The sequence below is a fragment of the Pseudomonas sp. PDM14 genome (assembly GCF_014851905.1).
Lineage (GTDB): Bacteria > Pseudomonadota > Gammaproteobacteria > Pseudomonadales > Pseudomonadaceae > Aquipseudomonas.
Genome location: NZ_JACVAQ010000001.1, coordinates 988,808 through 1,013,556 on the forward strand (window position 1 = coordinate 988,808; position 24,749 = coordinate 1,013,556).

Annotated in this window: 27 protein-coding genes; 8 read left to right on the forward strand and 19 right to left on the reverse strand. The window is 63.0% G+C overall.

The window, feature by feature from the left end; genetic code table 11:
* Positions 1 to 95 precede the first annotated feature (95 nt).
* Both yejK and IB229_RS04675 read left to right on the forward strand, forming a co-directional pair.
* Positions 96 to 1,103, forward strand: coding sequence for a nucleoid-associated protein YejK (yejK, locus tag IB229_RS04670; RefSeq protein WP_192325439.1), 1,008 nt, complete (start codon positions 96 to 98; stop codon positions 1,101 to 1,103).
* Between the two features lie 2 nt (positions 1,104 to 1,105).
* Entirely contained in the window at positions 1,106 to 1,432 is a 327-nt protein-coding gene (locus IB229_RS04675) for a glutaredoxin family protein (RefSeq protein WP_192325441.1), read from the forward strand.
* Positions 1,433 to 1,503: 71 nt separating this feature from the next.
* Here IB229_RS04675 and IB229_RS04680 read toward each other — a convergent pair whose 3' ends face one another.
* The 3 genes from IB229_RS04680 to IB229_RS04690 all read right to left on the reverse strand — a co-directional run bounded on the left by IB229_RS04680 (position 1,504) and on the right by IB229_RS04690 (position 3,339).
* Positions 1,504 to 2,439, reverse strand: coding sequence for a glutathione S-transferase family protein (locus IB229_RS04680; protein WP_192325443.1), 936 nt, complete (start codon positions 2,437 to 2,439; stop codon positions 1,504 to 1,506).
* Between the two features lie 66 nt (positions 2,440 to 2,505).
* Positions 2,506 to 2,829, reverse strand: a complete 324-nt coding sequence (locus IB229_RS04685; protein ID WP_192325445.1) for a GIY-YIG nuclease family protein — start codon at positions 2,827 to 2,829, stop codon at positions 2,506 to 2,508.
* 39 nt (positions 2,830 to 2,868) lie between these two features.
* Entirely contained in the window at positions 2,869 to 3,339 is a 471-nt protein-coding gene (locus IB229_RS04690; protein WP_192325447.1) for a nuclear transport factor 2 family protein, read from the reverse strand.
* Positions 3,340 to 3,460: 121 nt separating this feature from the next.
* On the opposite strand from IB229_RS04690, the gene IB229_RS04695 reads away from it, so the two are divergent.
* Positions 3,461 to 4,426, forward strand: a complete 966-nt coding sequence (locus IB229_RS04695) for a GlxA family transcriptional regulator (RefSeq protein ID WP_192325449.1) — start codon at positions 3,461 to 3,463, stop codon at positions 4,424 to 4,426.
* Between the two features lie 82 nt (positions 4,427 to 4,508).
* Here IB229_RS04695 and IB229_RS04700 read toward each other — a convergent pair whose 3' ends face one another.
* The 4 genes from IB229_RS04700 to IB229_RS04715 all read right to left on the reverse strand — a co-directional run bounded on the left by IB229_RS04700 (position 4,509) and on the right by IB229_RS04715 (position 8,699).
* Complete coding sequence (locus IB229_RS04700) at positions 4,509 to 5,270, reverse strand: amino acid ABC transporter ATP-binding protein (protein ID WP_192325451.1); 762 nt, start codon at positions 5,268 to 5,270, stop codon at positions 4,509 to 4,511.
* 11 nt (positions 5,271 to 5,281) lie between these two features.
* Positions 5,282 to 6,379, reverse strand: coding sequence for an amino acid ABC transporter permease (locus tag IB229_RS04705; protein ID WP_192325453.1), 1,098 nt, complete (start codon positions 6,377 to 6,379; stop codon positions 5,282 to 5,284).
* A 9-nt stretch (positions 6,380 to 6,388) separates the two neighbouring features.
* The gene (locus IB229_RS04710) at positions 6,389 to 7,576 is read right to left on the reverse strand and encodes an amino acid ABC transporter permease (RefSeq protein ID WP_192325455.1); all 1,188 of its coding nucleotides are present in this window, start codon (positions 7,574 to 7,576) and stop codon (positions 6,389 to 6,391) included.
* Positions 7,577 to 7,670: 94 nt separating this feature from the next.
* A complete protein-coding gene (locus IB229_RS04715; protein ID WP_192325458.1) occupies positions 7,671 to 8,699 on the reverse strand; it encodes an amino acid ABC transporter substrate-binding protein in 1,029 nt (342 codons plus the stop codon).
* A 392-nt stretch (positions 8,700 to 9,091) separates the two neighbouring features.
* Between IB229_RS04715 and IB229_RS04720 the strand changes: the two genes are divergently transcribed.
* The 4 genes from IB229_RS04720 (at position 9,092) to rhlB (ending at position 13,707) form a co-directional block, all read left to right on the forward strand.
* The gene (locus IB229_RS04720; RefSeq protein ID WP_192325460.1) at positions 9,092 to 9,748 is read left to right on the forward strand and encodes an alpha/beta hydrolase; all 657 of its coding nucleotides are present in this window, start codon (positions 9,092 to 9,094) and stop codon (positions 9,746 to 9,748) included.
* 236 nt (positions 9,749 to 9,984) lie between these two features.
* Entirely contained in the window at positions 9,985 to 10,923 is a 939-nt protein-coding gene (locus IB229_RS04725; RefSeq protein ID WP_192325461.1) for a GGDEF domain-containing protein, read from the forward strand.
* 79 nt (positions 10,924 to 11,002) lie between these two features.
* Entirely contained in the window at positions 11,003 to 12,163 is a 1,161-nt protein-coding gene (locus tag IB229_RS04730) for a dipeptidase (RefSeq protein ID WP_192325463.1), read from the forward strand.
* A gap of 98 nt (positions 12,164 to 12,261) precedes the next feature.
* Positions 12,262 to 13,707: an ATP-dependent RNA helicase RhlB gene (rhlB, locus tag IB229_RS04735; protein ID WP_318652079.1), complete on the forward strand. Its 1,446-nt coding sequence runs from the start codon at positions 12,262 to 12,264 to the stop codon at positions 13,705 to 13,707.
* Between the two features lie 126 nt (positions 13,708 to 13,833).
* On the opposite strand, the gene IB229_RS04740 is transcribed toward rhlB, so the two are convergent.
* The 12 genes from IB229_RS04740 to ffh all read right to left on the reverse strand — a co-directional run bounded on the left by IB229_RS04740 (position 13,834) and on the right by ffh (position 23,726).
* Positions 13,834 to 14,136 (reverse strand): ribbon-helix-helix domain-containing protein, encoded by a 303-nt coding sequence (locus IB229_RS04740; protein WP_192325467.1) that lies wholly within the window; start codon positions 14,134 to 14,136, stop codon positions 13,834 to 13,836.
* Between the two features lie 119 nt (positions 14,137 to 14,255).
* Positions 14,256 to 14,822: a DJ-1/PfpI family protein gene (locus tag IB229_RS04745; RefSeq protein ID WP_192325469.1), complete on the reverse strand. Its 567-nt coding sequence runs from the start codon at positions 14,820 to 14,822 to the stop codon at positions 14,256 to 14,258.
* A 161-nt stretch (positions 14,823 to 14,983) separates the two neighbouring features.
* Entirely contained in the window at positions 14,984 to 16,393 is a 1,410-nt protein-coding gene (gene thrC, locus IB229_RS04750; protein ID WP_192325471.1) for a threonine synthase, read from the reverse strand.
* A gap of 10 nt (positions 16,394 to 16,403) precedes the next feature.
* Entirely contained in the window at positions 16,404 to 17,708 is a 1,305-nt protein-coding gene (locus IB229_RS04755) for a homoserine dehydrogenase (RefSeq protein ID WP_192325473.1), read from the reverse strand.
* Between the two features lie 109 nt (positions 17,709 to 17,817).
* Entirely contained in the window at positions 17,818 to 18,543 is a 726-nt protein-coding gene (locus IB229_RS04760; RefSeq protein WP_192325475.1) for a thioredoxin fold domain-containing protein, read from the reverse strand.
* 97 nt (positions 18,544 to 18,640) lie between these two features.
* Positions 18,641 to 19,537 carry a site-specific tyrosine recombinase XerD gene (gene xerD / locus IB229_RS04765; RefSeq protein WP_192325477.1) on the reverse strand — a complete coding sequence of 299 codons (897 nt, stop codon included), beginning with the start codon at positions 19,535 to 19,537 and terminating at the stop codon, positions 18,641 to 18,643.
* Positions 19,538 to 19,608: 71 nt separating this feature from the next.
* On the reverse strand, positions 19,609 to 20,043 hold the full coding sequence (locus IB229_RS04770; protein ID WP_192325479.1) for an acyl-CoA thioesterase: 435 nt from the start codon (positions 20,041 to 20,043) through the stop codon (positions 19,609 to 19,611).
* Between the two features lie 142 nt (positions 20,044 to 20,185).
* Positions 20,186 to 20,536: a 50S ribosomal protein L19 gene (gene rplS / locus IB229_RS04775; RefSeq protein WP_192325481.1), complete on the reverse strand. Its 351-nt coding sequence runs from the start codon at positions 20,534 to 20,536 to the stop codon at positions 20,186 to 20,188.
* Positions 20,537 to 20,576: 40 nt separating this feature from the next.
* A complete protein-coding gene (gene trmD, locus IB229_RS04780) occupies positions 20,577 to 21,320 on the reverse strand; it encodes a tRNA (guanosine(37)-N1)-methyltransferase TrmD (RefSeq protein ID WP_192325483.1) in 744 nt (247 codons plus the stop codon).
* Positions 21,321 to 21,349: 29 nt separating this feature from the next.
* Positions 21,350 to 21,883 (reverse strand): ribosome maturation factor RimM, encoded by a 534-nt coding sequence (gene rimM / locus IB229_RS04785; protein WP_192325485.1) that lies wholly within the window; start codon positions 21,881 to 21,883, stop codon positions 21,350 to 21,352.
* Positions 21,884 to 21,888: 5 nt separating this feature from the next.
* The gene (rpsP, locus tag IB229_RS04790) at positions 21,889 to 22,140 is read right to left on the reverse strand and encodes a 30S ribosomal protein S16 (protein ID WP_009403592.1); all 252 of its coding nucleotides are present in this window, start codon (positions 22,138 to 22,140) and stop codon (positions 21,889 to 21,891) included.
* A gap of 209 nt (positions 22,141 to 22,349) precedes the next feature.
* Entirely contained in the window at positions 22,350 to 23,726 is a 1,377-nt protein-coding gene (gene ffh, locus IB229_RS04795; protein WP_192325487.1) for a signal recognition particle protein, read from the reverse strand.
* Between the two features lie 143 nt (positions 23,727 to 23,869).
* On the opposite strand from ffh, the gene IB229_RS04800 reads away from it, so the two are divergent.
* Positions 23,870 to 24,670, forward strand: coding sequence for an inner membrane protein YpjD (locus tag IB229_RS04800; RefSeq protein WP_192325490.1), 801 nt, complete (start codon positions 23,870 to 23,872; stop codon positions 24,668 to 24,670).
* Positions 24,671 to 24,749 lie beyond the last annotated feature (79 nt).

Genomic DNA, 24,749 nt, shown 5'->3' on the forward strand with positions numbered 1-24,749 from the left:
CACCGCCCGCGCGGTGCTCGCCAGGGTCTGTTTCCCTAGTGTTTTGCGCGCCTGATACCATGCCCGCCTTTCCGCTTCTGCAAGACGAGACTGCCATGCCGATCCGCCACTGCATCGTTCACCTGATCGACAAGAAACCAGACGGCACCCCCGCCGTGCTGCATGCCCGCGACAGCGAGCTGGCGACCTCGCAGGCCATGGAAAATCTGCTGGCTGATCTCAACGAAAGCTACAACGCCAAGCAGGGCAAGGCCTGGGGCCTGTTTCATGAGGAGTCCGGCGCCTATCCGTTCAGCGGCTGGCTCAAGCAGTACCTGGATGGCGAGAAGGATTTCACCGCCTTCAGCCGCCAGGCGGTCGAGCAGCTGCAGAAGCTCATGGAAGAATCCAACCTGTCGACCGGCGGCCACGTGCTGCTCGCCCACTACCAGCAGGGCATGACCGACTACCTGTCGATCGCCCTGCTGCACCACAGCGAAGGCGTGGCGGTGACCGATGCGCTGGACGTGGCGCCGGCCAAGCACCTCGACCTCGGCCAGCTGCACCTGGCGGCACGCATCAACATCTCCGAGTGGCAGAACAACAAGCAGTCCAAGCAGTACATCTCGTTCATCCGCGGCAAGAACGGCAAGAAGGTCTCGGACTACTTCCGCGACTTCATCGGTTGCCAGGAAGGCGTCGATGCACCGAGCGAGACGCGCACCCTGCTCAAGGCCTTCAGCGATTTCGTCGAGAGCGAAGACCTGCCGGAAGAACAGGCACGGGCGAAGACCGACACCCTGGTCGACTACGCCACCAGCCAAGCCAAGATCGGCGAGCCGATCACCCTCGACGAGCTGTCCGGGCTGATCGACGAAGACCGTCCACGCGCCTTCTTCGAGCACATCCGCAACAAGGATTACGGCATGGCCCCGGAGTTTCCGGCGGACAAACGCACGCTCAGCCAATTCCGTCGCTTCACCGGCCGCGCAGAAGGCTTGTCGATCAGTTTCGAGTCGCACCTGCTGGGCTCGGCCATCGAGTACGACGAAGCGCGTGACATGCTGATCATCCGCCAGCTGCCGACCCAGCTCAAAGATCAGCTCAAGCGCCGCAAGGACTGACGGTGAAGAGAATTCTGCTGATCCTGGCGGCGCTTGCCGTCTGGCAACAGTGGGAGCGAATCGAACCGCTTCTCGGCCTGCGGGAAAAACCCGTGCGAGTCGGTGACAGCCAGGTGGTGCTCTACGCCACGTCCTGGTGCGGCTACTGCGCCAAGACCCGCGTGTTTCTCGCGCAGCAGAACATCCCCTATCGCGAGGTCGACATCGAGAAGTCCGCCAGCGGGCGTAAGGCGTATGAGGCCCTGGGTGGGCGCGGCATCCCGGTGCTCGACATCAACGGCACCATCATCCACGGCTACGATCCACAGGGCATTCGCGCGGCTTACTGAGTAGCGCGACGTGTTACCACCATGAAAAACGCCCGGCATGCCGGGCGTTTTTCATCGCGCGGGATAACCGATCAGAGCGCTTCGATGCGGAAACCCAGACGCGGGAAATGCACATGCACGGTGCCGGCACGCTCGTCCTCGCGGCGCAGGATCAGCTCCTCGCTGCCGGCGAACAGCAGTTCGCCCTGCACCGGATCGACGCCATAGTCGGTCGCGGCGATCTTCACCTGTTGCCCGGCCTGGAAGCCGTTCGGCTCATGGAACTGCTCCTGCGGCAGCGCTGCCGGGGTCGCCTCACGGGCGATCTCGATGGCCTGCGCCGCGCTCATCTCGGAGGCCGAGCCATGGCCGAAACCGAGCACGCGACCGAGCCAGGCGCTGACGGCCGGGTAGGCATCGACCAGGGGCGAAGTCACCGGCGTGCCCTTGAGGAACCACAGGCAGTGGGCCAGGGCGAAGTCGGCAATCGATGGCTCACCGAACAGGAAATCACCCGACTCGCGGGCCAGTTGCTGCTCCAGGCGCGCCATGATCACCGGCCAGTTGTGCTTGGCGGTTTCCGCCGGCACGCGGGTCGCGGTGCCACCGCTGAACAGGCCGGCGCGGTCAGCGACGAAGGCCTTGATCGCCTCGGGCGGCAGCTTGGCGAAACGCACGGCCACCGACTCGGGCTGGAACACCAGGCTCACCGCGTGCTGGAAGATCACCGAGTCGACCCACTGGGCAAAACTCGCCGCGATGAATTCCTGACCTTCCGGAAACAGTGCTGGAGTGGCCTTTTCCGCGTCGAGACGGCGTGCGATCAGCGCGGTATCACAATAGATGTCTGCGCCGATCTGCAGCACTGGCGTCTTGCGGTAGCCGCCGGTCAGCGCGACCAGATCGGGCTTGGGCATCACCGGGGAAATCATCACCGAACGCCAGGACAGCTGCTTGAAGCCGAGCAACAGACGGGCCTTCTCGGCAAAGGGCGAAGTCGGGTAGTGATGAAGGATCAACTCGTGCATGTCGGGCTCCGCGTCTGTGACAGTGAACGGCCAGCTTACCGTCCACGGGCGTGGCGGCCTAGTCGGTCAGCCTGATGGCGTGGCATCAACCTGCTGCATGAGCCAGGCCTGGCTAAGGCGCTCCTTGGCCTGCTTGGCCAGGGCCTTGATCGCCCGCTCGCGGCGCAGGGCATCACCCTTGGCCGTACAGGCCTCGATATAGACCAGTGCACGCGCCGGGCTGGAATGGAAAAAGCGCGCGCCCTTGCCACGGCAATGCTGGGCGAAGCGGCGCTGCGGGTCATCGCTGATACCGCAGTACAACGCGCCGTTCTCCGCGCGCACCAGGTAGACGAACCAGGTCTTTTCCGATGTGGCCGCGGCAGGTTCCGCGGCACAGGTCTCACTCATCACGGCCCCCACATGCTGTGCGGCGGCAGCTTACGTCAGTCAGCGGCCTGACTGCCAGGCACGCAGGCCCGCCGCAGCCTGGGCACGAATGGCGTTATGCACCGGCGGCGCCCAACCCAGCAGCAGCCCCTTGGTGCCCAGCGCCTGACGACTCCAGCGCCACAGGTCGAAGTGATCGCGGTGCTCGACGATTAGGCCATCGACGAAACGGAAGTTGGCCTGAATACGGTTGACCACCGTATTGCCGGTCTTGCTGAACAGGTAGGTCGCCACCCAGTGCGCACTGCCCCGCTGGTCGTCAGCCTGGACACTGTCGAAGGTCAGGGAGAAGTTCTGTGCCCGAGCGGCGAGCATGCGCCACATGTCAGCGGCATCGCGTCCGCGCAGGTCGGTGAACACCGGATCGCTGAACTGCACGTCGGCGCTGTAGCAGGCGGCCATGGTCTCGGCATCCAGACGCTGAAAGGCCTGGTAGAAACGGGTGATCAGTTCGGCGTTGGCGTGGCTCATGGGGAACTCCGGTAGGCGACAAGTGGGCTCAGTATCGTCGCCAAACGGGCCGGCGGCGATTGGCGCTAACGACATCTTTGTGTCAATAATCGCCAAAATCCTTTCCGGCCAGTCGCCCGCCATGATTCGAGTCGCCCTGTACGTCGGTCCACAAACCGTGTGTTCCAGCCTGAGCATGGCCGACGATGCGTTTCGCCTGGCCAACCTGCTGGCCGGCGAACGCCTGTTCGAGACGTTCCGGGTCAGCCAGGACGGCCAGCCGGTGGAGCTCGGCTTCATGCAGGTACGTGTGGATGGAGACCTGCAGCGCGCCGAGCAGGCCGACCTGGTGCTGATCCCGGCCAGCGGCAGCTCGGTGCCCCGCATGCTTGACGGTAATGCCCCCCTGCTAGCCTGGCTGGCTCATCGCCCTGTCCGCCAGCAACTGGCCAGCCTGTGCAGCGGCGCATTCCTGCTCGGCGCCGCTGGCGCGCTGGACGGCCGCCGCGCGACGACGCACTGGTCGCTGGCCGGCGATTTCCGTAAGCGTTTCCCCCTGGCGCAACTGCAGATCGAGCAACTGTTCACCGAGGACACCAACCGCTTCTGCTCGGGCGGCGCCCAGGCGGGCCTCGACCTGTGCCTGCACCTGGTCGCCTGGCACGCCGGCGACTGGCTGGCGCAGCGCCTGGCCAGCAGCCTGGTGGTCGAACGTGAACGCGGCCCGCAGGCGCGCTTCGCCCCGCTGCTACCCGAGCCTGGCGCTGAAGACGGGTTGATCGCACCGCTGCTGCGCTGGTTGCAGCAGCACCATCACGAAGCCATCGATCTGGAGCGTCTGGCGGCTCAGACGCACTGCTCGACCCGTACCCTGCTGCGACGCTTCAAGGCGGCCACCGGGTTGACGCCCAACGACTATTTGCAGCGCCTGCGCATCAGCGCCGCACAGACGGCCCTGCGCAACCCGGCGCGCTCGCTGGAGCAGGTGGCGATGCAGGTCGGGTACGCCGACCGTGCGACCTTCGCCAAGCTGTTCAAGCAATTGTGTGGTGAGACGCCCGGAGCGTTCCGCAAGCGCCTTAACCATCGGCCGGCCACGCCCCAGTAGGAACCCATTTGCTGGCAGCTACAAAAAACGTCACGCAAAGAAAAGGGAGCCCGCAGGCTCCCTTTTCTCGTTACCGCCGAACTCAGTGCAGGATCTGGCTGAGGAACAGCTTGGTCCGTTCGTTCTGCGGGTTGGTGAAGAAGGCGTTGGGCTCGTTCTGTTCGACGATTTCGCCCTTGTCCATGAAGATCACCCGGTTCGCCACGGTGCGGGCGAAGCCCATTTCGTGGGTCACGCAGAGCATGGTCATGCCGTCCTGGGCCAGGCCGATCATGGTGTCGAGCACCTCTTTCACCATCTCCGGGTCGAGGGCCGAGGTCGGCTCGTCGAACAGCATGATCTTCGGCTTCATGCACAGGGCACGGGCAATCGCCACGCGCTGCTGCTGGCCGCCGGAGAGCTGGCCGGGAAACTTGTGCGCCTGCTCCGGAATGCGCACGCGCTCCAGGTAATGCATGGCGATTTCCTCGGCCTGGCGCTTGGGCATCTTGCGCACCCACATCGGTGCCAGGGTGCAGTTCTGCAGCACGGTCAGGTGCGGGAACAGGTTGAAGTGCTGGAACACCATGCCCACTTCGCTGCGGATCGCCTCGATGTGCTTGAGGTCGCTGGTCAGCTCGGTACCGTCGACCACGATGCGCCCCTGCTGGTGTTCTTCCAGGCGGTTGATGCAGCGGATGGTGGTCGACTTGCCGGAACCCGACGGGCCGCAGAGGACGATGCGCTCGCCCTGCTGCACGTTGAGGTTGATGTCCTTGAGCACGTGGAACTGGCCGTACCACTTGTTCACGCCCTGCAGCTGAATGATCGGCTCGGCGTTTGGCTGTTTGTTGGCTTCACTCATTGATCTGACTCCTAACGCTTGTGGCCGGTATCCAGCTTTCTCTCCAGATGCATGGAGTAGCGGGACATGCCGAAACAGAAAATCCAGAACACCAGGGCGGCGAACACGTAGCCCTCGGTGGCCATACCCAGCCAGGCCGGATCGGTGGTGGCTTGCTTGATGCTGTTGAGCAGGTCGAACAGGCCGATGATGATCACCAGGCTGGTGTCCTTGAACAGGGCGATGAAGGTGTTGACGATGCCCGGGATGACCAGCTTCAGGGCTTGCGGCAGGATCACCAGGCCCATGGTGCGCCAGTAGCCCAGGCCCATGGCCGCGGCGGCCTCGTACTGACCTTTGGGGATGGCCTGCAGGCCGCCGCGCACCACCTCGGCGATGTACGCCGACTGGAACAGGATCACGCCGATCAGGGCACGCACCAGCTTGTCGAAGTTCATGCCTTCGGGCAGGAACAGCGGCAGCATCACCGAGGACATGAACAGCACGGTGATCAGCGGCACACCGCGCCAGAACTCGATGAAGGTCACGCAGATCACGCGAATCGCCGGCATGTTGGAGCGACGCCCCAGGGCCAGCAGGATACCCAGCGGCAAGGCACCGGCGATACCGACGGCGGCGATCACCAGGGTCAGCATCAGGCCGCCCCACTGGCTGGTCGATACTTCGCTGAGGCCGAAGAAACCACCGTGCAGCAGCCAGAACGCCAGCAGCGGATAGACCACCAGGAAGCCCGCACCGTACAACGCCTTGCGCGGCATCGCCGGGACGAACAGCGGTGCCGCGCCGATGACTGCCAGCCACAGGGTCAGATCGACCCGCCAGCGCAGCGCTTCCGGGTAGAAGCCGTACATGAACTGGCTGAAGCGTTCCTTGATGAACACCCAGCAGGCGCCCTCGCTGGTGCAATCGGCACGGGTGGTACCGGTCCAGTCGGCCTGGAACAGCGCCCACTGCAGCAGCGGCGGCACGATCTTCCACACTAGGTAGATGGCCAGCAGGGTCAGCAGGGTGTTGAACCAGCTGGAGAACAGGTTGCTGCGCAACCAGGCCACCACGCCGACGCTCATTGGCGGCGGCGGCAAATCAGGTTTGAAGGTATGAGTCTGCATGGCTGCTCCTTACCGCTCGATCAGCGCAATGCGCTTGTTGTACCAGTTCATCAGGATCGAAATGCTGATGCTGATGGCCAGGTACACGCTCATGGTGATGGCAATCGCCTCGATCGCCTGTCCGGTCTGGTTGAGTACCGTACCGGCGAACAGCGAGACCATGTCCGGATAGCCGATACCGGCGGCCAGCGACGAGTTCTTCGCCAGGTTCAGGTACTGGCTGGTGAGCGGCGGGATGATCACGCGCAGGGCCTGCGGGATGATGACCTTGCGCAGGGTCACGGTGGGCTTGAGGCCCAGCGAACGTGCAGCTTCGGTCTGTCCGTGGCTGACCGCCTGGATGCCGGAGCGCACGATCTCGGCGATGAACGCCGCGGTGTACACGGTCAAAGCCAGAGTCAGGGCCATCAGCTCGGGAATGATCACCACACCGCCACGGAAGTTGAAGCCCTTGAGCTCCGGTACGGTCCAGTGGAAGGGGTCACCGAACAGCAGAACGCACAGGCCCGGCACCAGCAGCAGAATGGCGATCGACGCAATCACGGTACGGAACGGCTTGCCGGTGGCCTCGAAGCGCTTGCGCGCCCAGCGGGTGAGCATGACCACGGCGACGATCGACAACACCAGGGCGATAAAGAACGGCAAGAAGCCATCGGTTGCCGACGGGCCTGGCATGTTCAGGCCGCGGTTGCTGAGGAAGAAGGTGTCGGCGATGTTCACGCCCTGCTTCGGCCCTGGCAGCGGCAGCAGCACCGCGAAGTACCAGAAGAAGATCTGCAGCAGCGGCGGGATGTTGCGGAAGGTCTCAATGTAGATGGTTGCCAGCTTGCGGATCAGCCAGTTCGGCGACAGGCGCGCGACACCGAGGATGAAGCCGAGCAAGGTGGCGAACACGATGCCGATCACCGACACCAGCAGGGTATTGAGCAGGCCGATGACGAAGACGCGGCCGTAGGAGTCGCTCTCGGTGTAGTCGATCAGGTGCTGGGAGATACCGAAGCCGGCGCTGTTATCGAGAAACCCGAAGCCGGAAATGATGCCGCGTTGTTGCAGGTTGGTCTGGGTGTTGTCGAACAGATACCAGCCCAGGGCGATGACGGCGACGACGGCAAGAATCTGGAAGACCCAGGCGCGGATCTGCGGGTCGGTCCATACCGATGGCCGCGGACGCGAGGAATTGGTGGCAGTGTTTTGCATAGTAGCCTCATGAAAGCTCCGCGCTCGTACCGCAGCGCGGAGCTCATGGAATCAGGAACACCATCGCCCCGCGAGGGGGCGATGGCACGGCAGGTCAGCGCACCGGCGGTGCGTACTGCATGCCACCCTTGTTCCACAGGGCGTTGAGGCCACGCTCGATCTTCAGCTCGCTGCCGGCACCGACGTTGCGATCAAAGATTTCAGCGTAGTTACCCACTTGCTTGACGATCTGAACGGCCCAGTCTTTCGGCAGTTTCAGGTCTTTGCCGAAGTCACCCTCGGCACCCAGCAGACGTGCGATGTCCGGGTTCTTGGTGGACTTGGCCATTTCCTCGACGTTGGCCGAAGTCACGCCCAGCTCCTCGGCGTTCAGCTGTGCGTAGAGCGACCAGCGAACGATGTCGAACCATTCCTCGTCACCCTGACGTACGGATGGGCCGAGCGGCTCCTTGGAGATCACTTCCGGCAGAACGACATAATCGTCCGGAGCGGCCAGCTTGATACGCTGAGCGTAGAGCTGGGACTGGTCGGAGGTCAGTACGTCGCAACGACCGGATTCCAGCGACTTGGCGCTTTCGTCGGAGGTGTCGTACGTGATCGGGGTGTACTTCAGACCGTTGGCGCGGAAGTAGTCGGCCAGGTTCAGCTCGGTGGTGGTACCGGCCTGGATGCACACGGTGGCGCCGTCCAGTTCCTTGGCGCTGGAAACGCCGAGTTTCTTGCTGACCAGGAAGCCTTGACCGTCGTAGTAGGTCACGCCGGTGAAGTTCAGGCCCATGGCCGCATCACGCGAGCTGGTCCAGGTGGTGTTGCGCGACAGCACGTCGACTTCGCCCGATTGCAGCGCGGTGAAGCGCTCTTTGGCGGTCAGCGGGCTGAATTTCACTTTGGAGGCGTCGCCGAATACAGCGGCAGCTACGGCGCGGCAGATATCCACGTCGATACCCAGGTAGTTACCCTTGGCGTCGGCGTAGGAGAAACCTGGCAAACCATCACTGATACCGCATTGCACGAAGCCTTTCTTCTTCACCGCATCCAGAGTGGCACCCGCGTGCGCGAAACCGCTCACACCGAGTACCGCAGCCGTGGTCAATACAGCCAGGGTGGATTTCACCATCTTCATCAAAACCTCCAAATGTTCTTGTTGGATCGGAGTCTCGGTCCTGCCGCCGTACCCTTGTGAGGCACGTTCGATCCCGCCACCATAGCGGAATCAACCGGGGTGCGAACCAGAAGTGAGTCTAGTAGCCGAACTGAATGCCGGCGAAAAACCTCACTCCGCGTCCGTGGATAACACGGACTGGAGACACAGCAATTACCCGGTTTTACCGCTTCAGCGGCCCCCACCGGGACCTGCTGCCTACAGCAAAGGGCGTACCACTTTGCTGTCGAACGGCCATACAGAACGGGTCAAGACACAAACTTGCAGCCTTGCGACATCTTATTAAGTTATTCCACCTCCCCCCTCGACCCGCGCGCACCACAATAGGGCGCGCATAGCCACCGGAGCCCCATATGAGCGAGCCCTTGATCCTGGAACCCACACATCCGGCTGATGCCTGCGTCATCTGGTTACACGGCCTGGGTGCCGACCGTTACGATTTCCAGCCGGTGGCAGAAGCGCTGCAGAAACAACTGACCACCACACGCTTCGTCCTGCCGCAGGCACCGACTCGCGCCGTAACCATCAATAACGGCTGGGCCATGCCGAGCTGGTACGACATCCTCGCCATGAGCCCGGCGCGGGCGATCAACCAGGAACAGCTGGAAGCCTCAGCACAGATGGTGATCGACCTGATCGAGGCGCAGCGCGACGGCGGCATCGACCCGGCACGCATCTTCCTCGCCGGGTTCTCCCAGGGCGGCGCGGTGGTCTACCACACCGCCTTTCTGCGCTGGGCCGGCCCGCTGGGCGGCGTGCTCGCGCTGTCGACGTACGCCCCCACCTTCGGCGAGAGCCTGACCTTGGCGCCGAACCGGCAGAACCTGCCCGTGCTGTGCCTGCATGGCAGCCGCGATGACGTGGTGCTGCCAGACATGGGCCGCGCCGCCCACGATGCACTGCAGGCACTCGACGGCAACGTCACCTGGCAGGACTATCCGATGGGTCATGAGGTGGTGATCGAGGAAATCCGCGATATCGCCGCGTGGCTCGGCAAACAGCTAGGCTGAGCGTCAAAACCGCGACATAGACGCGGGTGACAGCGCTAAGTCTCTATCGCCCGCGTCAACTTCACGTCAAAAATCGCAGGTCCGCCCTAAAGTCCGACCACTGGTCGGTCGAAATACCCACAAGGATTGCCTTGGCGGAACGCTCGGGCATAAGTTCGGGTCAGGTATCTCTGCTACAGGGAGAGTTTCGTGATGCCGTTTATTTCCGTACGCAAGCCAGGCTTTTCACCACTTCGATGAAAAACGCCCACTGGCAGCAAGATCTGCAACAAGTCAAACAGGTGCGTCTATTCCAGAACGTCGCCGCAGACAGCCTTGAGCAATTGCTCAGAGAGTTCCGTGCCTGCGAGCTGGAAACCGGTGAAGTGCTGCTATCGCCGTTCAATCGCAACCAGTTCCTCTACCTGCTGCTCGATGGTGAACTGAAGGTCTACCTGGGCTCGCTGGACAACCAGCCAGTCAGCACCCTGCTGCCGGGCGAGTGCGCCGGAGAGATCAGTTTCATCGACAACGATCATCCCTCCGCCTACGTCGTCGCAACCGCTCCTTCGCTGGTGCTGCGTCTGCACCGCGAATCGCTGGTCAACCTGTTCAAGCAGTCGCCACAGCTGATGCAGAATCTCCTGGAACTGCTTTGCGACCGCGTTCGCCAGGGCAACCGGATCATCCTCGACAGCGAGCAGAACGCCAATGTCGACACCCTGACGGGTTGCTTCAACCGCCGCTGGCTGGAGCACGTGTACGAGCGTGAAAGCACCCGCTGCGCGTTCAACGAACAGCCGATGTGCATGCTCATGCTCGATGTCGACCACTTCAAGGCCTACAACGACCAGCACGGCCACCTCGCCGGCGACTACGCCCTGTGCCTGGTGGCCCACACCCTGCGCAACCAGCTGCGCCCCAAGGACAGCATGGCCCGCTACGGTGGCGAGGAGTTCGTCATTCTCCTGCCGGAGATCGACGAGGAAGAAGCCCGCAACATCGGCGAACGCCTGCGCCAGAGCCTGGAACAGATCAGCTCCTTCTATTCTCCCGTCGGCATCCTGCCGGGCGTCACCGTGTCCATCGGCATGGCCCTGATGCAGCCCAAGGACAGCCTCGAGGGCCTGATCGCCCGTGCCGACTGCGCTCTGTACAAGGCCAAGCAGCAAGGTCGCAACTGCCTCTGCGGCTGATTCGGCAACACGCTCGAAGCAGCCCGCATTCCCCCTCTGATAGAGTCCGCGCATAACAACAACGCCCGGATGGCACGTCATGCGCAAACTCCTGCTCACCCTGCTGGTTCTGATAATCGTCGGCTGCGGCGTCTTCCTGAGCCTACCCACCTTGATCGACCGCCACATGAACAGCGTCGCCGCCCCTGCGCCCTACCCGGCCAGCGCGCCTGCGGAACAACTGCACCAGACCCTGTTCGTTGCCGACCTGCACGACGACGCCCTGCTCTGGCAGCGCAACCTGCTCGAACACCATGACTATGGGCACTCCGACCTGCCGCGCCTGCTCGACGGCCATGTCGGCCTGCAGGTGTTCTCCACCGTGACCAAGACTCCACGCGGCCTGAACTACGAGAGCAATGCCGCCACCACCGACAATATCACCCTACTGGTCATGGCCCAGCGCTGGCCACGCGCTACCTGGAACAGCCTGCTCGAGCGCGCGCTGTATCAGGGGCAGAAGCTGCAGGAAGCGGCGGATGGCAGCCAGGGCCGCCTGCAGCTAATTCGCACACGTAGCGATCTTGCCGCCTTTATCAGCACCTGGCAGAAGGACCCGCAGCATGTCGCCGCCCTGCTCGCCACCGAAGGCCTGCACCCACTGCAAGGCAAACTGGAAAACGTCGACCGCCTGTACGACGCCGGGTTTCGCATCACCGGCCTGACCCACTTCTTCGATAACGAAGTCGGCGGCTCGGCGCACGGGCTGAAGAAAGGCGGCCTGACGCCGTTCGGCCACAAGGTCATCGCCCGCCTCGAACAAAAAGGCATGCTGATCGACCTGGCCCACGCCTCGAAGCCGCTGATCGACGACGTACTAAAAATCGCCAAACGCCCGTTGCTGGTCTCGCACACTGGCGTCGCCGGCACCTGCCCCGGCACCCGTAACCTCAGTGATGCGCACCTGCAGGCCATTGCCGCCACAGGCGGGCTGATCGGCATCGGCTACTGGGAAGCCGCCGTCTGCGAAACCTCGACGGCCGCCATCGTGCGCGCCATTCGCTACACGGCAGACACGGTAGGTGTCGAGCACGTGGCCCTCGGCTCGGACTTCAACGGTACGGTGCACACACCATTCGACACCACCGGCCTGGCACAGATCACCGAAGGGCTGCAGGGCGCCGGCTTCAGCCAGGCCGACATCGCCTTGGTCATGGGCGGCAACGTGCAACGCCTGCTGCTCGCCAGCCTGCCGCAATAACCCCGGCTGGCCGCGCGCGAACCCCGTGACACTTCGCCACGGGGTGCTTCTTGCTTTACACTGGCGGCCGTTCATTCCTTAACCAATACGAGATGGCCGTGCTCAAAGCACTCAAGAAGATCTTCAGCAAGGGCGAAAACGAACAGCCCATGCGTGGCACTCCCTCCAGCCCCGTCGTGACAGCGCCAGCCGACCAGAACGAATCCCGCGGCCACAAGCCCCAGCAGAGCAGCCAGCGCGACAGCGCTGCCACTGGCGAGCACACCCGCGAGGCGAAGAAGCCGCGCACCGACAAGCCGCGCCGCGAGCGCCCGGCGAAGCCAGTCGACAACTGGAAGCTGGAAGACTTCGCCGTCGAGCCCGCCGAAGGCAAGACCCGCTTCCACGACTTCAAGCTCGCGCCCGAGCTGATGCACGCCATCCACGACCTCGGTTTCCCGTATTGCACGCCGATCCAGGCGCAGGTCCTCGGCCACACGCTCAAGGGCAAGGACGCCATCGGCCGCGCCCAGACCGGCACCGGCAAGACCGCCGCCTTCCTCGTATCGACCATCACCCAGCTGCTGCAGACACCGCCACCGAAAGAACGCTACATGGGTGAACCGCGCGCACTGATCATCGCGCCGACCCGCGAACTGGTGGTGCAGATCGCCAGCGACGCCGCCAACCTGACCAAGTACACCGGCCTCAACGTCATGCAGTTCGTTGGCGGCATGGACTTCGACAAACAGCTCAAGCAGCTCGAGTCGCGCTACTGCGACATCCTCGTGGCCACCCCAGGCCGCCTGCTGGACTTCAACCAGCGCGGCGAAGTGCACCTGGACATGGTCGAGGTGATGGTTCTGGACGAAGCCGACCGCATGCTCGACATGGGTTTCATCCCGCAGGTACGCCAGATCATTCGCCAGACCCCGATGAAGGGCGAACGCCAGACCCTGCTGTTCTCCGCCACCTTCACCGAAGACGTGATGAACCTCGCGCGGCAGTGGACCGTCGACCCGGCCATCGTCGAGATCGAGCCGGAGAACGTCGCCAGCGATACCGTCGAGCAGCACGTCTACGCCGTGTCGTCGAAAGACAAATACCGCCTGCTGTATAACCTGGTGACACAGAACAACTGGGAGCGGGTGATGGTCTTCGCCAACCGCCGCGATGAAGTGCGGCGCATCGAAGAGAAGTTGATCAAGGATGGCGTCAGCGCCGCGCAGATGTCCGGCGATGTGCCGCAGCACAAGCGCATCAAGACCCTGGAAGGCTTCCGCGAAGGCAAGATCCGCGTAATGGTCGCCACCGACGTGGCCGGCCGCGGCATCCACGTTGACGGCATCAGCCACGTGATCAACTTCACCCTGCCGGAAGTCCCCGACGACTACGTGCACCGCATTGGCCGGACCGGCCGTGCCGGCGCCAGCGGCGTATCGATCAGCTTCGCCAGCGAAGACGACGCCTACGCCCTGCCTCCGATCGAAGAGCTGCTCGGGCGCAAGATCAACTGCGAGATGCCGCCGGAAGAACTGCTCAAGCCGGTGCCGCGCCACCACTGATCTGCAGTAACGAAAAAGGCCGGCTGATTGCCGGCCTTTTGCTATCTGGGCATCTCCCTTGTAGAAGCCAACTTGCTGGCGATCGGTGCGCCCACACGAACTCGCTGATCGCCAACAAGCAGGCCCTCAGGCTTTGGCCACCAGGCTGAGCACCTCCGCCGAGCGTTGCGGCGCCTGGCAGAGGAAACGCGTGCAACTTACGCGCAGGAACGAGGCGAAATTGACCACCTCACCGCGGTAATCCATGACCTCGTCGTACAGCTTGGTGATCAGCTGGTTGGTGGTCATGCCATCGACCTCGGCGATCTCGCGCAGGATGTCCCAGAACTGGTTTTCCAGGCGCAAGGTGGTGACCACGCCGCGGATGCGCAGCGAGCGCGAGCGCGACTCGTAGAGAATCGGGTCGGCCTTTACATAGAGTTCGCACATGTCATGTTCCTCCCAATCTGCCAAACAGCCGTCAGGCGGCATTGAAGCGGGCTATAGGTAAACCTTGAGCCCACCCCTCTGCAACCTGAGTCGCGCTCGCTGGGCTGCCGGGTCGAGGCCTAGCCCAACACCTTCAGGAAAGCCGCCAGCCAGGCCGGATGAGCCGGCCAGGCCGGAGCGGTGATCAGGTTACCATCGACATGCGCAGCGTCCACCGGCAGCTCGACGTATTCGCCACCAGCCAGACGTACTTCCGGCGCGCAGGCAGGGTAGGCACTGCAGAATCGCCCTTTGAGGATTCCGGCAGCCGCCAGCAGCTGCGGACCATGACAGACGGCGGCAATCGGCTTGTTCGCTGCGGCGAACGCCTGCACCAGCTTGATCACCTCGTCGTTGAGACGCAGGTATTCGGGCGAGCGGCCACCCGGCACCACCAGCGCGGCGTAATCCTCGGCGCGCACCTGGGCGAAATCGAAGTTGAGGACGAAGTTGTGCCCCGGCTTCTCGCTGTAGGTCTGATCGCCCTCGAAGTCGTGGATCGCGGTGCGCACACTGTCGCCAGCCTGCTTGCCCGGGCATACGGCATGCACCTGGTGCCCGACCATCAACAGCGCCTGGAACGGCACCATGGCTTCGTAATCTTCGACGTAGTCGCCGACCAGCATGAGAATCTTCTTGGCAGTCATCCGGGTTGCTCCTTGGAGTGAAGGTGCCTGCAGTCTGCCGCATGGGCAGAGCGGGCGGGTAACAGCTGGCTACTACAGCGGACCGACGCGAGGACAAAGGCACGGCAAACGGGCATAAAAAAGCCCCGCACTGGGCGAGGCTTTTGTCGAACGGACCAGCCTTACAGCGACTTGCCACGGTTGCCGTGGGCCGCGACGAACTGCTGCACGGTCTTCAGGTCGTTGGCCAGCACGGTGCAACGCTCATCGCGCTGGAACAGATCGGCCAGGTGTTCCGGCAGCGCGATGGCCTGGCCGACACCGGCCTTCTCCACCGCGTCCGGGAACTTGACCGGGTGCGCGGTCCCCAGGGTGACCATCGGCACGGACAGGCTGCGACGGCACTCGCGCGCGGCACGTACGCCGATGGCGGTGTGCGGGTCGAGCAACTCGCCGCACTCCTTGTACACCTCGGCGATGGTCTCGCAGGTCTCCTTGTCGCTCACTGCCAGCGAATCGAACAGGCGACGGGCTTCGGTCCAGCGGTCTTCCTCGACACTGAAACCGCCACCCTGTTTGAAGGTGTCCATCAGCCCGGCGATGGCGGCGCCATTGCGACCGTGAAGGTCGAACAGCAGGCGCTCGAAGTTCGACGAAACCATGATGTCCATGGACGGCGACAGGGTCGGGTGCAGATCACCCTTCACATACTGATTGCCGCTCATGAAGCGGTGCAGAATGTCGTTGCGGTTGGTCGCGACGATCAGCTGGCTGATCGGCAGACCCATGTTGCGCGCGAGATACCCGGCGAAGATGTCGCCGAAGTTGCCGGTCGGTACCGAGAACGCAATCGAGCGTGCCGGGCCGCCGAGCTGCAGGGCTGCGTGGAAGTAGTAGACGATCTGGGCCATGATCCGCGCCCAGTTGATCGAGTTGACCGCGACCAGACGGGTGCCCTTGAGGAAACCCTGATCGGCGAAGCTGGCCTTGACCATCTCCTGGCAGTCGTCGAAGTTGCCTTCGATGGCAATGTTGTGGATGTTGTCGCCGAAGATGGTGGTCATCTGCCGGCGTTGCACCTCGGACACCCGGTTGTGCGGGTGCATGATGAAAATGTCGACATTGTCGCAGGCCTTGCAGCCTTCGATGGCTGCCGAGCCGGTATCGCCGGAAGTGGCGCCCATGATCACCACGCGCTCGTTACGCTTGGCCAGCACGTAGTCGAGCAGGCGGCCGAGCAGCTGCAGGGCGAAATCCTTGAAGGCCAGGGTCGGGCCGTGGAATAGCTCCAGAACCCACTCGTTGCCGTTCAGCTGGCGCAGCGGCGCCACGGCGTTGTGGGCGAACACGCCGTAGGTTTCTTCGAGAATCTTCTTGAAGTCGGCATCCGGGATGCTGCCGGTGACGAACGGGCGCATCACGCGGAAGGCCAATTCGTGGTACGGCAGGCCGGCCCAGGAGGCGATCTCTTCCTGGGTGAAGCGCGGCAGGTTTTCCGGTACGTAGAGGCCGCCATCGCTGGCCAGGCCGGCGAGCAGCACGTCTTCGAAGTTGAGGACCGGAGCCTGGCCGCGGGTACTGATATAACGCATGTTCTTTACCTCAGCTCAGTTGCTCGACGCGGATACGCACTACGCTGCCGACGATATCGTTCAGCGCTTCCAGCGCGGCGATGGCATCGTTGACGCGGGCCTCCTGGACGCGATGGGTAACCAGGATCATCGGTACCAGGCCGTCGTGCTCTTCGGCTTCTTTCTGCATGATCGATTCGATGTTGATGCCGCGCGCCGAGAGGATGCTCGCCACCTGGGCCAGCACGCCCGGGTGATCCTTGGCCTGGATGCGCAGGTAGTAGGCGCTCTCGCACTCGCCGATAGACAGGATCGGATGGTCGCTCAGAGCGTCCGGCTGGAACGCCAGGTGCGGTACGCGATTGGTCGGGTCGGTGGTCAGGGCACGCACCACGTCGACCAGATCGGCGACCACGGACGAAGCCGTCGGCTCCATACCGGCGCCAGCGCCGTAGAACAGGGTGCTACCGGCGGCATCGCCATTGACCATCACCGCGTTCATCACGCCGTTGACGTTGGCGATCAGGCGATCGGCCGGGATCAGCGTCGGGTGAACGCGCAGCTCGATGCCGGCCTCGGTGCGACGGGCCACGCCGAGGTGCTTGATGCGGTAGCCCAGGGCTTCGGCGTAATTGACGTCGGCGCTGGTCAGCTGGCTGATGCCCTCGGTGTAGGCCTTGTCGAACTGCAGCGGAATGCCGAAAGCGATGGAGGCAAGGATGGTCAACTTGTGCGCGGCGTCGATGCCTTCGACGTCGAAGGTCGGGTCGGCTTCGGCGTAGCCCAGCGCCTGAGCCTCTTTCAGCACATCGGAGAAGGCACGGCCTTTCTCGCGCATCTCGGTGAGGATGAAGTTGCCGGTGCCGTTGATGATGCCGGCCAGCCAGTTGATGCGGTTGGCGGCCAGGCCTTCGCGGATCGCCTTGATCACCGGAATGCCACCGGCCACGGCGGCTTCGAAGGCGACGATGACCCCCTTCTCGCGGGCCTTGGCGAAGATTTCGTTGCCGTGCACGGCGATCAGCGCCTTGTTGGCGGTGACCACGTGCTTGCCGTTCTCGATGGCCTTGAGCACCAGCTCGTGCGCCAGGGTGTAGCCACCGATCAGCTCGATGACCACGTCGATTTCCGGGTTGGTCGCGACGTCGAAAATGTCGGCGGTAATGGGGGTTTCACCGGTATCGCATTTCGGATTGGGGCGGCGAGCGGCAATCTGCGCAACTTCGATTCCGCGCCCGGCACGGCGGGCAATCTCCTCGGCGTTGCGTTTGAGTACGTTGAAGGTGCCGCCACCGACGGTCCCAAGGCCACAGATGCCTACTTTTACCGGCTTCACGCTGAACTCCCCATCTTCACTGCGAAAACGGCCGGGCGAGCCCGGCCGTACAAAAGAGCCGCACATTACGAAGCGGCTCCCTATTAGTCAATCGACCGCGCTGCCCGGCTTACTTGGCTTCCAGGGCAATCTTGGCCAGTTGCGGCGCGGGCTGATAACCGGGAATCAACTGACCGTTGGCCAGAACGATTGCCGGGGTGCCATTCACGCCAACCATCTGGCCAATTTCGTACTGCTTCATCACCGGGTTGTCGCACTTGCCAGGCGGCAGCTCTTCGCGCGACTTGGCCTTGTTCATCGCCTGCTGACGGTCCTTGGCACACCACACGCTGACCAAGCCGTTGTAGCCATGCGAGCCCTCACCCTGGCGCGGGAACGCCACATAGCGAACCTCGACACCCAGGCGATTCAGCTCGGGGACTTCGCTGTGCAGTTTCTGGCAGTAGCCGCAATCGGTATCGGTGAATACGGTGATGTAGGTTTTCGGCTGCTTGGGCGCGAAGACCACCATCTCGGATTGGGGGATCGCGTCGATCAGCTTGGCGATGCCTTTGCTGGCGGCCTTCTCGGTCAGGTTGACCGCATTGCCATCCTTGAACTGATACAGATTGCCCTGCAGCAGGTACTGACCGTCGCCGCTGGCGTAGATCAGTCGGCCTCCGGTGAGGTGAACCTGAAACAGGCCGGTCATCGGGCTTTCGGCGATGGCCTCGATAGGCAGATCCGGTTGCAGTTTGCTCAAGGTCGCACGAATTGCCTGATCAGGATCGGCGGCCTGGGAGACGGCAGCGGCAAGGCTGAAAACGGCACCAACGAGGTAGCGGAAAGCGGGCATGGACTACTCCTATCAACAGTCGGCCAAGCCTATCACAACAGCCCTGCAGCGCCGACCGCAGACGCCGGGCGGCCGCGACTAGGGGACGAAAAGCGCCTCAGCCGCGCGGGTGATGCTGCGCGTGCAGATCCTGCAGGCGCGCACGTGCGATATGGGTGTAGATCTGCGTGGTCGACAGGTCGCTGTGACCCAGCAGCATCTGCACCACGCGCAGGTCCGCACCATGGTTGAGCAAGTGGGTGGCGAAGGCATGGCGCAGGGTGTGCGGGGACAGGGATTTGCCGATCCCGGCAACCCTGGCCTGGTGCTTGATGCGGTGCCAGAAGGTCTGCCGGGTCATCTGTTCGCCACGCAGCGAGGGGAACAGCACATCGCTGGGCTTGCCATCGAGCAGGAAGGGCCGGGCCTCGCGAACGTAGCGCTCAACCCAGACGATCGCCTCCTCGCCCATCGGCACCAGCCGCTCCTTGCTGCCCTTGCCGAATACGCGCAGCACACCCTGACGCAGATTGACCTGCTCCAGGGTCAGGGAGATCAATTCGGTCACCCGCAGGCCGCAGGCGTAGAGCACCTCGAGCATCGCGCGGTCACGCAGGCCGATCGGATCGTCCAGCTCCGGCGCGGCAAGCAGCGCCTCGACATCCGCCTCCGACAGCGATTTCGGCAGTGGTCGCCCCAACTGCGGCAGGTCGACCTGCAGCGTCGGGTCCTCGCTCAGCAGTCCCTCGCGCAGCAGATAGCGATAGAAGCCGCGCACGCCGGAGAGAAAGCGCGCCGTGGAGCGGGCCTTGTAGCCCTGCTCCATGCGCCAGGCCAGGTGATCGAGGATGATCTCGCGACCGGCACTCGGCAGCTGCAGACCACGCGCCTGCAGCCACTCGTTGAACAGCCCGAGATCACTGCGGTAGGCGTCGCGGGTATGCGCCGACAACCCCTTCTCCAGCCACAGGGCGTCGAGGAAACGATCAATCAGCGGGTGGTCGAGAACAGGCATGGTCGGCTTCGCGTCGGGGGAGGCCAAGTCTTCCACAGCACCCGCCCGACGACCAGCACCCGCAACGCCTATCAGAGCGGGTTAACAGCCTCCGCGGCAAAGTCATCACGCAGCACCGGCATCGGCTTCTTGTCCTCGCCGATGGCGACGAAGCTGAACACCCCGCTGACCGCCTTCTCGCGACCATCGCTGTACATGCTCTCGACGAAGATGTTCACCTCGACCTTGAGGCTGGTGTTGCCGACCTTGATCACCCGCCCGACCAGCTCGACGATGGAGCCCGCGGGGATCGCATGCTTGAAGTCGATCCGGTCGGACGACACAGTCACCAGCGGCAGGCGGCAGAAGCGCGTGGCGGCGATGAACGACACCTCATCCATCCAGGCCAGCGCAGTGCCGCCGAACAGGGTGTTGTGGTGGTTGGTGGTCGGCGGGAAGACCGCCTTGGTCACACGGGTTTCCGACAGCTCGGTACGCCGCTGAATTTCTTGCTCTCTGGGGGTCATGCCACAACTACCTGACGACTTGGTGGCTGCCTGTGCTGCGGGGTTGTAATTGTTCTACGCGGCGTTCATGCAGAAACGAAAAAATGCGGGCAAGAAAAAAGCAGCCCTAGGGCTGCTTTTTTCGACAGGGAAAACCGTCCGATCAGGACAGTTTTTCCTTGATGCGTGCTGCCTTGCCGGACAGGTCGCGGAGGTAGTACAGCTTGGCTTTGCGCACGTCACCGCGACGCTTGACGGCCAGGCTGTCGACCAGCGGGCTGTAGGTCTGGAAAGTACGCTCTACGCCAACACCGTTGGAGATCTTGCGAACAGTGAATGCACTGTTCAGACCACGGTTGCGCTTGGCGATAACGACGCCCTCGAAAGCCTGCAGACGGGAACGGTCGCCTTCCTTCACTTTCACCTGAACGACGATGGTGTCGCCCGGGGCAAAGGTCGGGATCTCTTTGGTCATCTGCTCAGCTTCGAGCTGCTGAATGATTTTGTTGGTCATGCTGTGCTCCTAAGACAAGCCACGGCTTGTCATCGATACGTTAACTATCGTCCCGCTGGCGGATGTATTCCTCCAGCAGCTTTTTTTCTTCTCCAGAAAGCGAGCGGCTATCCAGAAGATCAGCGCGGCGTTCCCAGGTCCGACCAAGGGACTGTTGCAAACGCCAGCGCCGGATGTGTTCGTGGTTGCCGCTAAGCAACACGTTAGGAACACGTTTTCCCGCATACACCTCCGGGCGGGTGTAGTGCGGACAGTCGAGCAGGCCATCGCTGAACGAGTCCTCCTCGGCCGAATCTGCATGGCCCAATGCACCGGGCAACAAGCGGGTGACCGCATCGATCAGGACCATCGCCGGCAGCTCGCCACCGGAGAGAACATAGTCACCAATCGACCATTCCTCATCGACATGCTCTTCGATGAAGCGCTCGTCGACACCTTCGTAGCGACCGGCGATGAGAATCAAACCCTCTTCGACAGCCAGCTCACGCACTGCCGGCTGGTTCAGCTGGCGGCCTTGCGGCGACAGGTAGATCACCTTCGCCTTCTCTCCGGCGGATGCCTTGGCCGCAGCCAGGGCGCCTTCCAGAGGCTTGATCTTCATCACCATGCCGGGGCCGCCACCAAAAGGTCGGTCGTCCACTGTCTGGTGACGGTCGTCGGTGAAATCGCGCAGGTAGTGACAGTTCAACTGCAACAGACCCTGCTTCACCGCACGACTGGTAATGCCGTACTGACTGATGGAGGCAAACATCTCCGGGAAGATGCTGATGACTTCAACGCGCATGGCACTCGCTCGCACAAGAGCCTGACAGCTCAGAAATCGGCGTCCCAGTCGACCTGCATTTCGCCGGCCGCCAGATCCACCTTGAGCACGCACTGCGCCGTGTACGGCAGCAGACGCTCGCGGTCATCAAGGCTGCCTGCGCAGGGCTTGACCACCATGACATCGTTGGCACCGGTCTCGAACAGGTGGTCGATCGTGCCGAGCAGTTGCCCGAGCTGATCGATGACCTTGAGACCTGCCAGCTGGTACCAGTAGAACTCGTCTTCGGCCAGGTCCGGCAGCTGCTCACGGGGCACACAAATGTCGAAACCCGCGAAAGTACGTGCGACTTCGCGGTCATCGAGGCCCTTGAGCTTCGCCACCAGAACCTTGCCTTGCAAGCGTCCGCTGACCAGCTCAACCTGCTTGACCTCACCATCGCGCTGGAGTGTCCAGCGGCGGTAGTCGAGCAGGTTGTCAATCGGATCGGTGAAGGAATAAATCTTCACCTCGCCACGTATGCCGTGCACCGAAGTGATCTTGCCGAGAACGATGAGGTCCTCGGCGGTCGGCGACGTGGTCATATTGCTCAGGCAGCAGCCTTGGCAGCTTCCTTGAGCAGCTGAGCAACGCGCTCAGACGGCTGGGCGCCTTGGCTCAGCCAATAGGTAGCGCGCTCCTGGTTAACAGAAAGCTTCACTTCCGCACCGCTGGCGATCGGGTTGAAGAAACCGATACGCTCGACGAAACGACCATCGCGCGCATTGCGGCTGTTGGTCACGGTCAGGTGGTAGAAGGGGCGCTTCTTGGAGCCGCCACGGGCAAGACGGATGGTTACCATGTGAACATCGTTCCTGTAGTCGGTGCTTGCAAATCTAAAAGGCACACTTTGAGGGCCTAGGGCCCGAAAGGCCGCATATTCTAAGGATTATGCGGCCGTTTGCAAATTTCTTTTTGGTGCCACCGGTCGATCACGCCTGCAGCCCATACGCCATGGGCACCGGCTCTTCACGGCCTTGGTGGAGGGTTGCGAAAACCGGAGGCCACGCCTCACATTTTCGGCATGCCACCGCCCGGCATCATCCCGCCAAGGCCACGCATCATCTTGGCCATGCCACCCTTGGCGGTGAATTTCTTCATCATCTTCTGCATCTGCTTGTGCTGTTTGATCAGCCGCCCGACATCCTGCACCTGGGTGCCGGAGCCGAGTGCGATGCGCCGCTTGCGCGAGCCGCTGATGAGCTCCGGATCGCGACGCTCGGCCGGGGTCATCGAGCAGATGATCGCGTCCATCTGCTTGAACTGTTTCTCCGCAGCGCCCTGGGCACCGCTCATTTGCGACAGGTTGACGCCACCAATGGACGGCAGCTTGTCCATCAGGCCGCCCAGACCACCCATGTTCTTCATCTGTTGCAGCTGGTCACGGAAGTCTTCGAGGTCGAAGCCCTTGCCCTTCTTCAGCTTCTTGGTGAGCTTCTCGGCCTTCTCGCGATCGAGGGTCTGCTCGGCCTGCTCGATCAGGCTGAGCACGTCCCCCATGCCGAGGATGCGCGAGGCGATACGGTCCGGATGGAAGGGCTCGAGCGCATCGCTCTTCTCGCCCATGCCGAGGAACTTGATCGGCTTGCCGGTGATCTGCCGCACCGACAGCGCGGCACCCCCACGGGCGTCGCCGTCAACCTTGGTCAGCACCACGCCGGTCAGCGGCAGCGCCTCACCGAAGGCCTTGGCGGTGTTGGCGGCGTCCTGACCGGTCATGGCATCGACCACGAACAGGGTTTCCACTGGATTGATCGCCGCGTGCACGGCCTGGATCTCGGCCATCATCTCGGCATCGATGGCCAGGCGGCCGGCGGTGTCGACGATGACCACGTCGATGAACTTCAGCCGCGCTTCGGCAATCGCCGCCTGGGCGATGGCAACCGGCTTCTGGCTGGTGTCGGACGGGAAGAAGGTGACGCCGATGTCACCCGCCAGGGTCTCCAGCTGCTTGATCGCGGCCGGGCGATAGACGTCGGCGGAGACCAGCATTACGGTTTTTTTCTTGCGCTCTTTGAGAAAGCGCGCCAACTTGCCCGCGGTGGTGGTCTTACCCGCTCCCTGCAGGCCGGCCATCAGCACCACGGCGGGTGGCGTGGCCGCCAGGTTGAGGTCTTCGTTGGCCGCCCCCATCAGCTCTTCGAGTTCGGCACGAACGATCTTCACGAACGCCTGGCCTGGCGTCAGGCTCTTCGAGACTTCGGTACCAACCGCGCGGTCCTTGACCTTGTTGACGAAATCCTTGACCACCGGCAACGCGACGTCGGCCTCGAGCAGGGCCATGCGCACTTCACGCAGGGTGTCCTTGATGTTGTCCTCGGTCAGCTTGGCTTTGCCGGTGACATGGCGAAGCGTCTGTGACAGGCGATCGGTTAGGTTTTCGAACATGCGCGTTCCTTTCAGCGGGGGCTTGCGGCAAGGCGCGGAGTATAACCAAGTGTCCTCGCGCCTGACACCGCCAGCGGTCTTTCGTGGAACGCTTCTTATATGCCACACTCACGACCTTTCGGGACCGGCCCTTACAAGGATTTATGCACCCTCTGCTGCCCAGCCTGGTCGCCGCTGCACTCTATGCCGGCGCCACTACCTACCAAGGCCTGCGTCTGGCCCGCCACGAACGCCCGAACCGCCCACTGCTCGCGTCGTTGGTGGTGATCGCCCTGTTCTTCCACGGCGGCAGCCTGTTCATGCAGCTGCATGCAACGCCCGGCCTGACTCTCGACTTTTTCAACGCGGCCAGCCTGATCGCCTACGCGGTGATCCTGCTGACCCTGCTCGCCTGCCTGCGCATCCCGGTGGAGAACCTGCTGCTGGTCCTGCTGCCGCTGGGCGGCCTGACCGTTCTGCTGGCGCAGTTTCTACCATCCGGCACGCTAAACCCGATCGACGAAGAGCCGGGCATCCTCGCCCACATCCTGCTGTCGATCCTGGCCTACGGCTTGCTGACCATGGCCGTGTTCCAGTCCCTGCTGCTGCTGCTGCAGGACCACCAGCTCAAGCACAAGCACCCGTCCGGGCTGATCCGCAATTTCCCGCCGCTGCAGACCATGGAAAGCCTGCTGTTCGGCTTCCTCTGGGCCGGCTGGGCCTTGCTGTCGCTATCGCTTCTGTCCGGCTGGCTGTTCCTCGACAACCTGTTCGCCCAGCACCTGGCGCACAAGACCATCCTGTCCTGCTTCGCCTGGCTGGTGTTCGCGGTGCTGCTATGGGGCCGTCATCAGCTCGGCTGGCGCGGACACAAGGCAATTCGCTGGACCCTGGCCGGTTTCCTCCTGCTGATGCTGGCCTACTTCGGCAGCAAGCTGGTCCGCGAATTCATCCTGCACGTCTAAGGCGAGAAGAGTAGGCCCGCGTGAATCTTCACTCCTACGGACTGTGGCTCGGGATTGCGGCGCTGATCGCCGCCATCGG

What these genes read in the sequence shown, in the direction of transcription:
- yejK (WP_192325439.1), top strand. Translation starts at nt 96, where the DNA reads ATGCCGATCCGCCACTGCATCGTTCACCTGATCGACAAGAAACCAGAC.
- IB229_RS04680 (WP_192325443.1), bottom strand. Translation starts at nt 2,439, where the DNA reads ATGCACGAGTTGATCCTTCATCACTACCCGACTTCGCCCTTTGCCGAG.
- IB229_RS04685 (WP_192325445.1), bottom strand. Translation starts at nt 2,829, where the DNA reads ATGAGTGAGACCTGTGCCGCGGAACCTGCCGCGGCCACATCGGAAAAG.
- IB229_RS04690 (WP_192325447.1), bottom strand. Translation starts at nt 3,339, where the DNA reads ATGAGCCACGCCAACGCCGAACTGATCACCCGTTTCTACCAGGCCTTT.
- IB229_RS04695 (WP_192325449.1), top strand. Translation starts at nt 3,461, where the DNA reads ATGATTCGAGTCGCCCTGTACGTCGGTCCACAAACCGTGTGTTCCAGC.
- IB229_RS04700 (WP_192325451.1), bottom strand. Translation starts at nt 5,270, where the DNA reads ATGAGTGAAGCCAACAAACAGCCAAACGCCGAGCCGATCATTCAGCTG.
- IB229_RS04705 (WP_192325453.1), bottom strand. Translation starts at nt 6,379, where the DNA reads ATGCAGACTCATACCTTCAAACCTGATTTGCCGCCGCCGCCAATGAGC.
- IB229_RS04710 (WP_192325455.1), bottom strand. Translation starts at nt 7,576, where the DNA reads ATGCAAAACACTGCCACCAATTCCTCGCGTCCGCGGCCATCGGTATGG.
- IB229_RS04715 (WP_192325458.1), bottom strand. Translation starts at nt 8,699, where the DNA reads ATGAAGATGGTGAAATCCACCCTGGCTGTATTGACCACGGCTGCGGTA.
- IB229_RS04720 (WP_192325460.1), top strand. Translation starts at nt 9,092, where the DNA reads ATGAGCGAGCCCTTGATCCTGGAACCCACACATCCGGCTGATGCCTGC.
- IB229_RS04725 (WP_192325461.1), top strand. Translation starts at nt 9,985, where the DNA reads ATGAAAAACGCCCACTGGCAGCAAGATCTGCAACAAGTCAAACAGGTG.
- IB229_RS04730 (WP_192325463.1), top strand. Translation starts at nt 11,003, where the DNA reads ATGCGCAAACTCCTGCTCACCCTGCTGGTTCTGATAATCGTCGGCTGC.
- IB229_RS04740 (WP_192325467.1), bottom strand. Translation starts at nt 14,136, where the DNA reads ATGTGCGAACTCTATGTAAAGGCCGACCCGATTCTCTACGAGTCGCGC.
- IB229_RS04745 (WP_192325469.1), bottom strand. Translation starts at nt 14,822, where the DNA reads ATGACTGCCAAGAAGATTCTCATGCTGGTCGGCGACTACGTCGAAGAT.
- thrC (WP_192325471.1), bottom strand. Translation starts at nt 16,393, where the DNA reads ATGCGTTATATCAGTACCCGCGGCCAGGCTCCGGTCCTCAACTTCGAA.
- IB229_RS04760 (WP_192325475.1), bottom strand. Translation starts at nt 18,543, where the DNA reads ATGCCCGCTTTCCGCTACCTCGTTGGTGCCGTTTTCAGCCTTGCCGCT.
- xerD (WP_192325477.1), bottom strand. Translation starts at nt 19,537, where the DNA reads ATGCCTGTTCTCGACCACCCGCTGATTGATCGTTTCCTCGACGCCCTG.
- IB229_RS04770 (WP_192325479.1), bottom strand. Translation starts at nt 20,043, where the DNA reads ATGACCCCCAGAGAGCAAGAAATTCAGCGGCGTACCGAGCTGTCGGAA.
- rplS (WP_192325481.1), bottom strand. Translation starts at nt 20,536, where the DNA reads ATGACCAACAAAATCATTCAGCAGCTCGAAGCTGAGCAGATGACCAAA.
- trmD (WP_192325483.1), bottom strand. Translation starts at nt 21,320, where the DNA reads ATGCGCGTTGAAGTCATCAGCATCTTCCCGGAGATGTTTGCCTCCATC.
- rimM (WP_192325485.1), bottom strand. Translation starts at nt 21,883, where the DNA reads ATGACCACGTCGCCGACCGCCGAGGACCTCATCGTTCTCGGCAAGATC.
- rpsP (WP_009403592.1), bottom strand. Translation starts at nt 22,140, where the DNA reads ATGGTAACCATCCGTCTTGCCCGTGGCGGCTCCAAGAAGCGCCCCTTC.
- ffh (WP_192325487.1), bottom strand. Translation starts at nt 23,726, where the DNA reads ATGTTCGAAAACCTAACCGATCGCCTGTCACAGACGCTTCGCCATGTC.
- IB229_RS04800 (WP_192325490.1), top strand. Translation starts at nt 23,870, where the DNA reads ATGCACCCTCTGCTGCCCAGCCTGGTCGCCGCTGCACTCTATGCCGGC.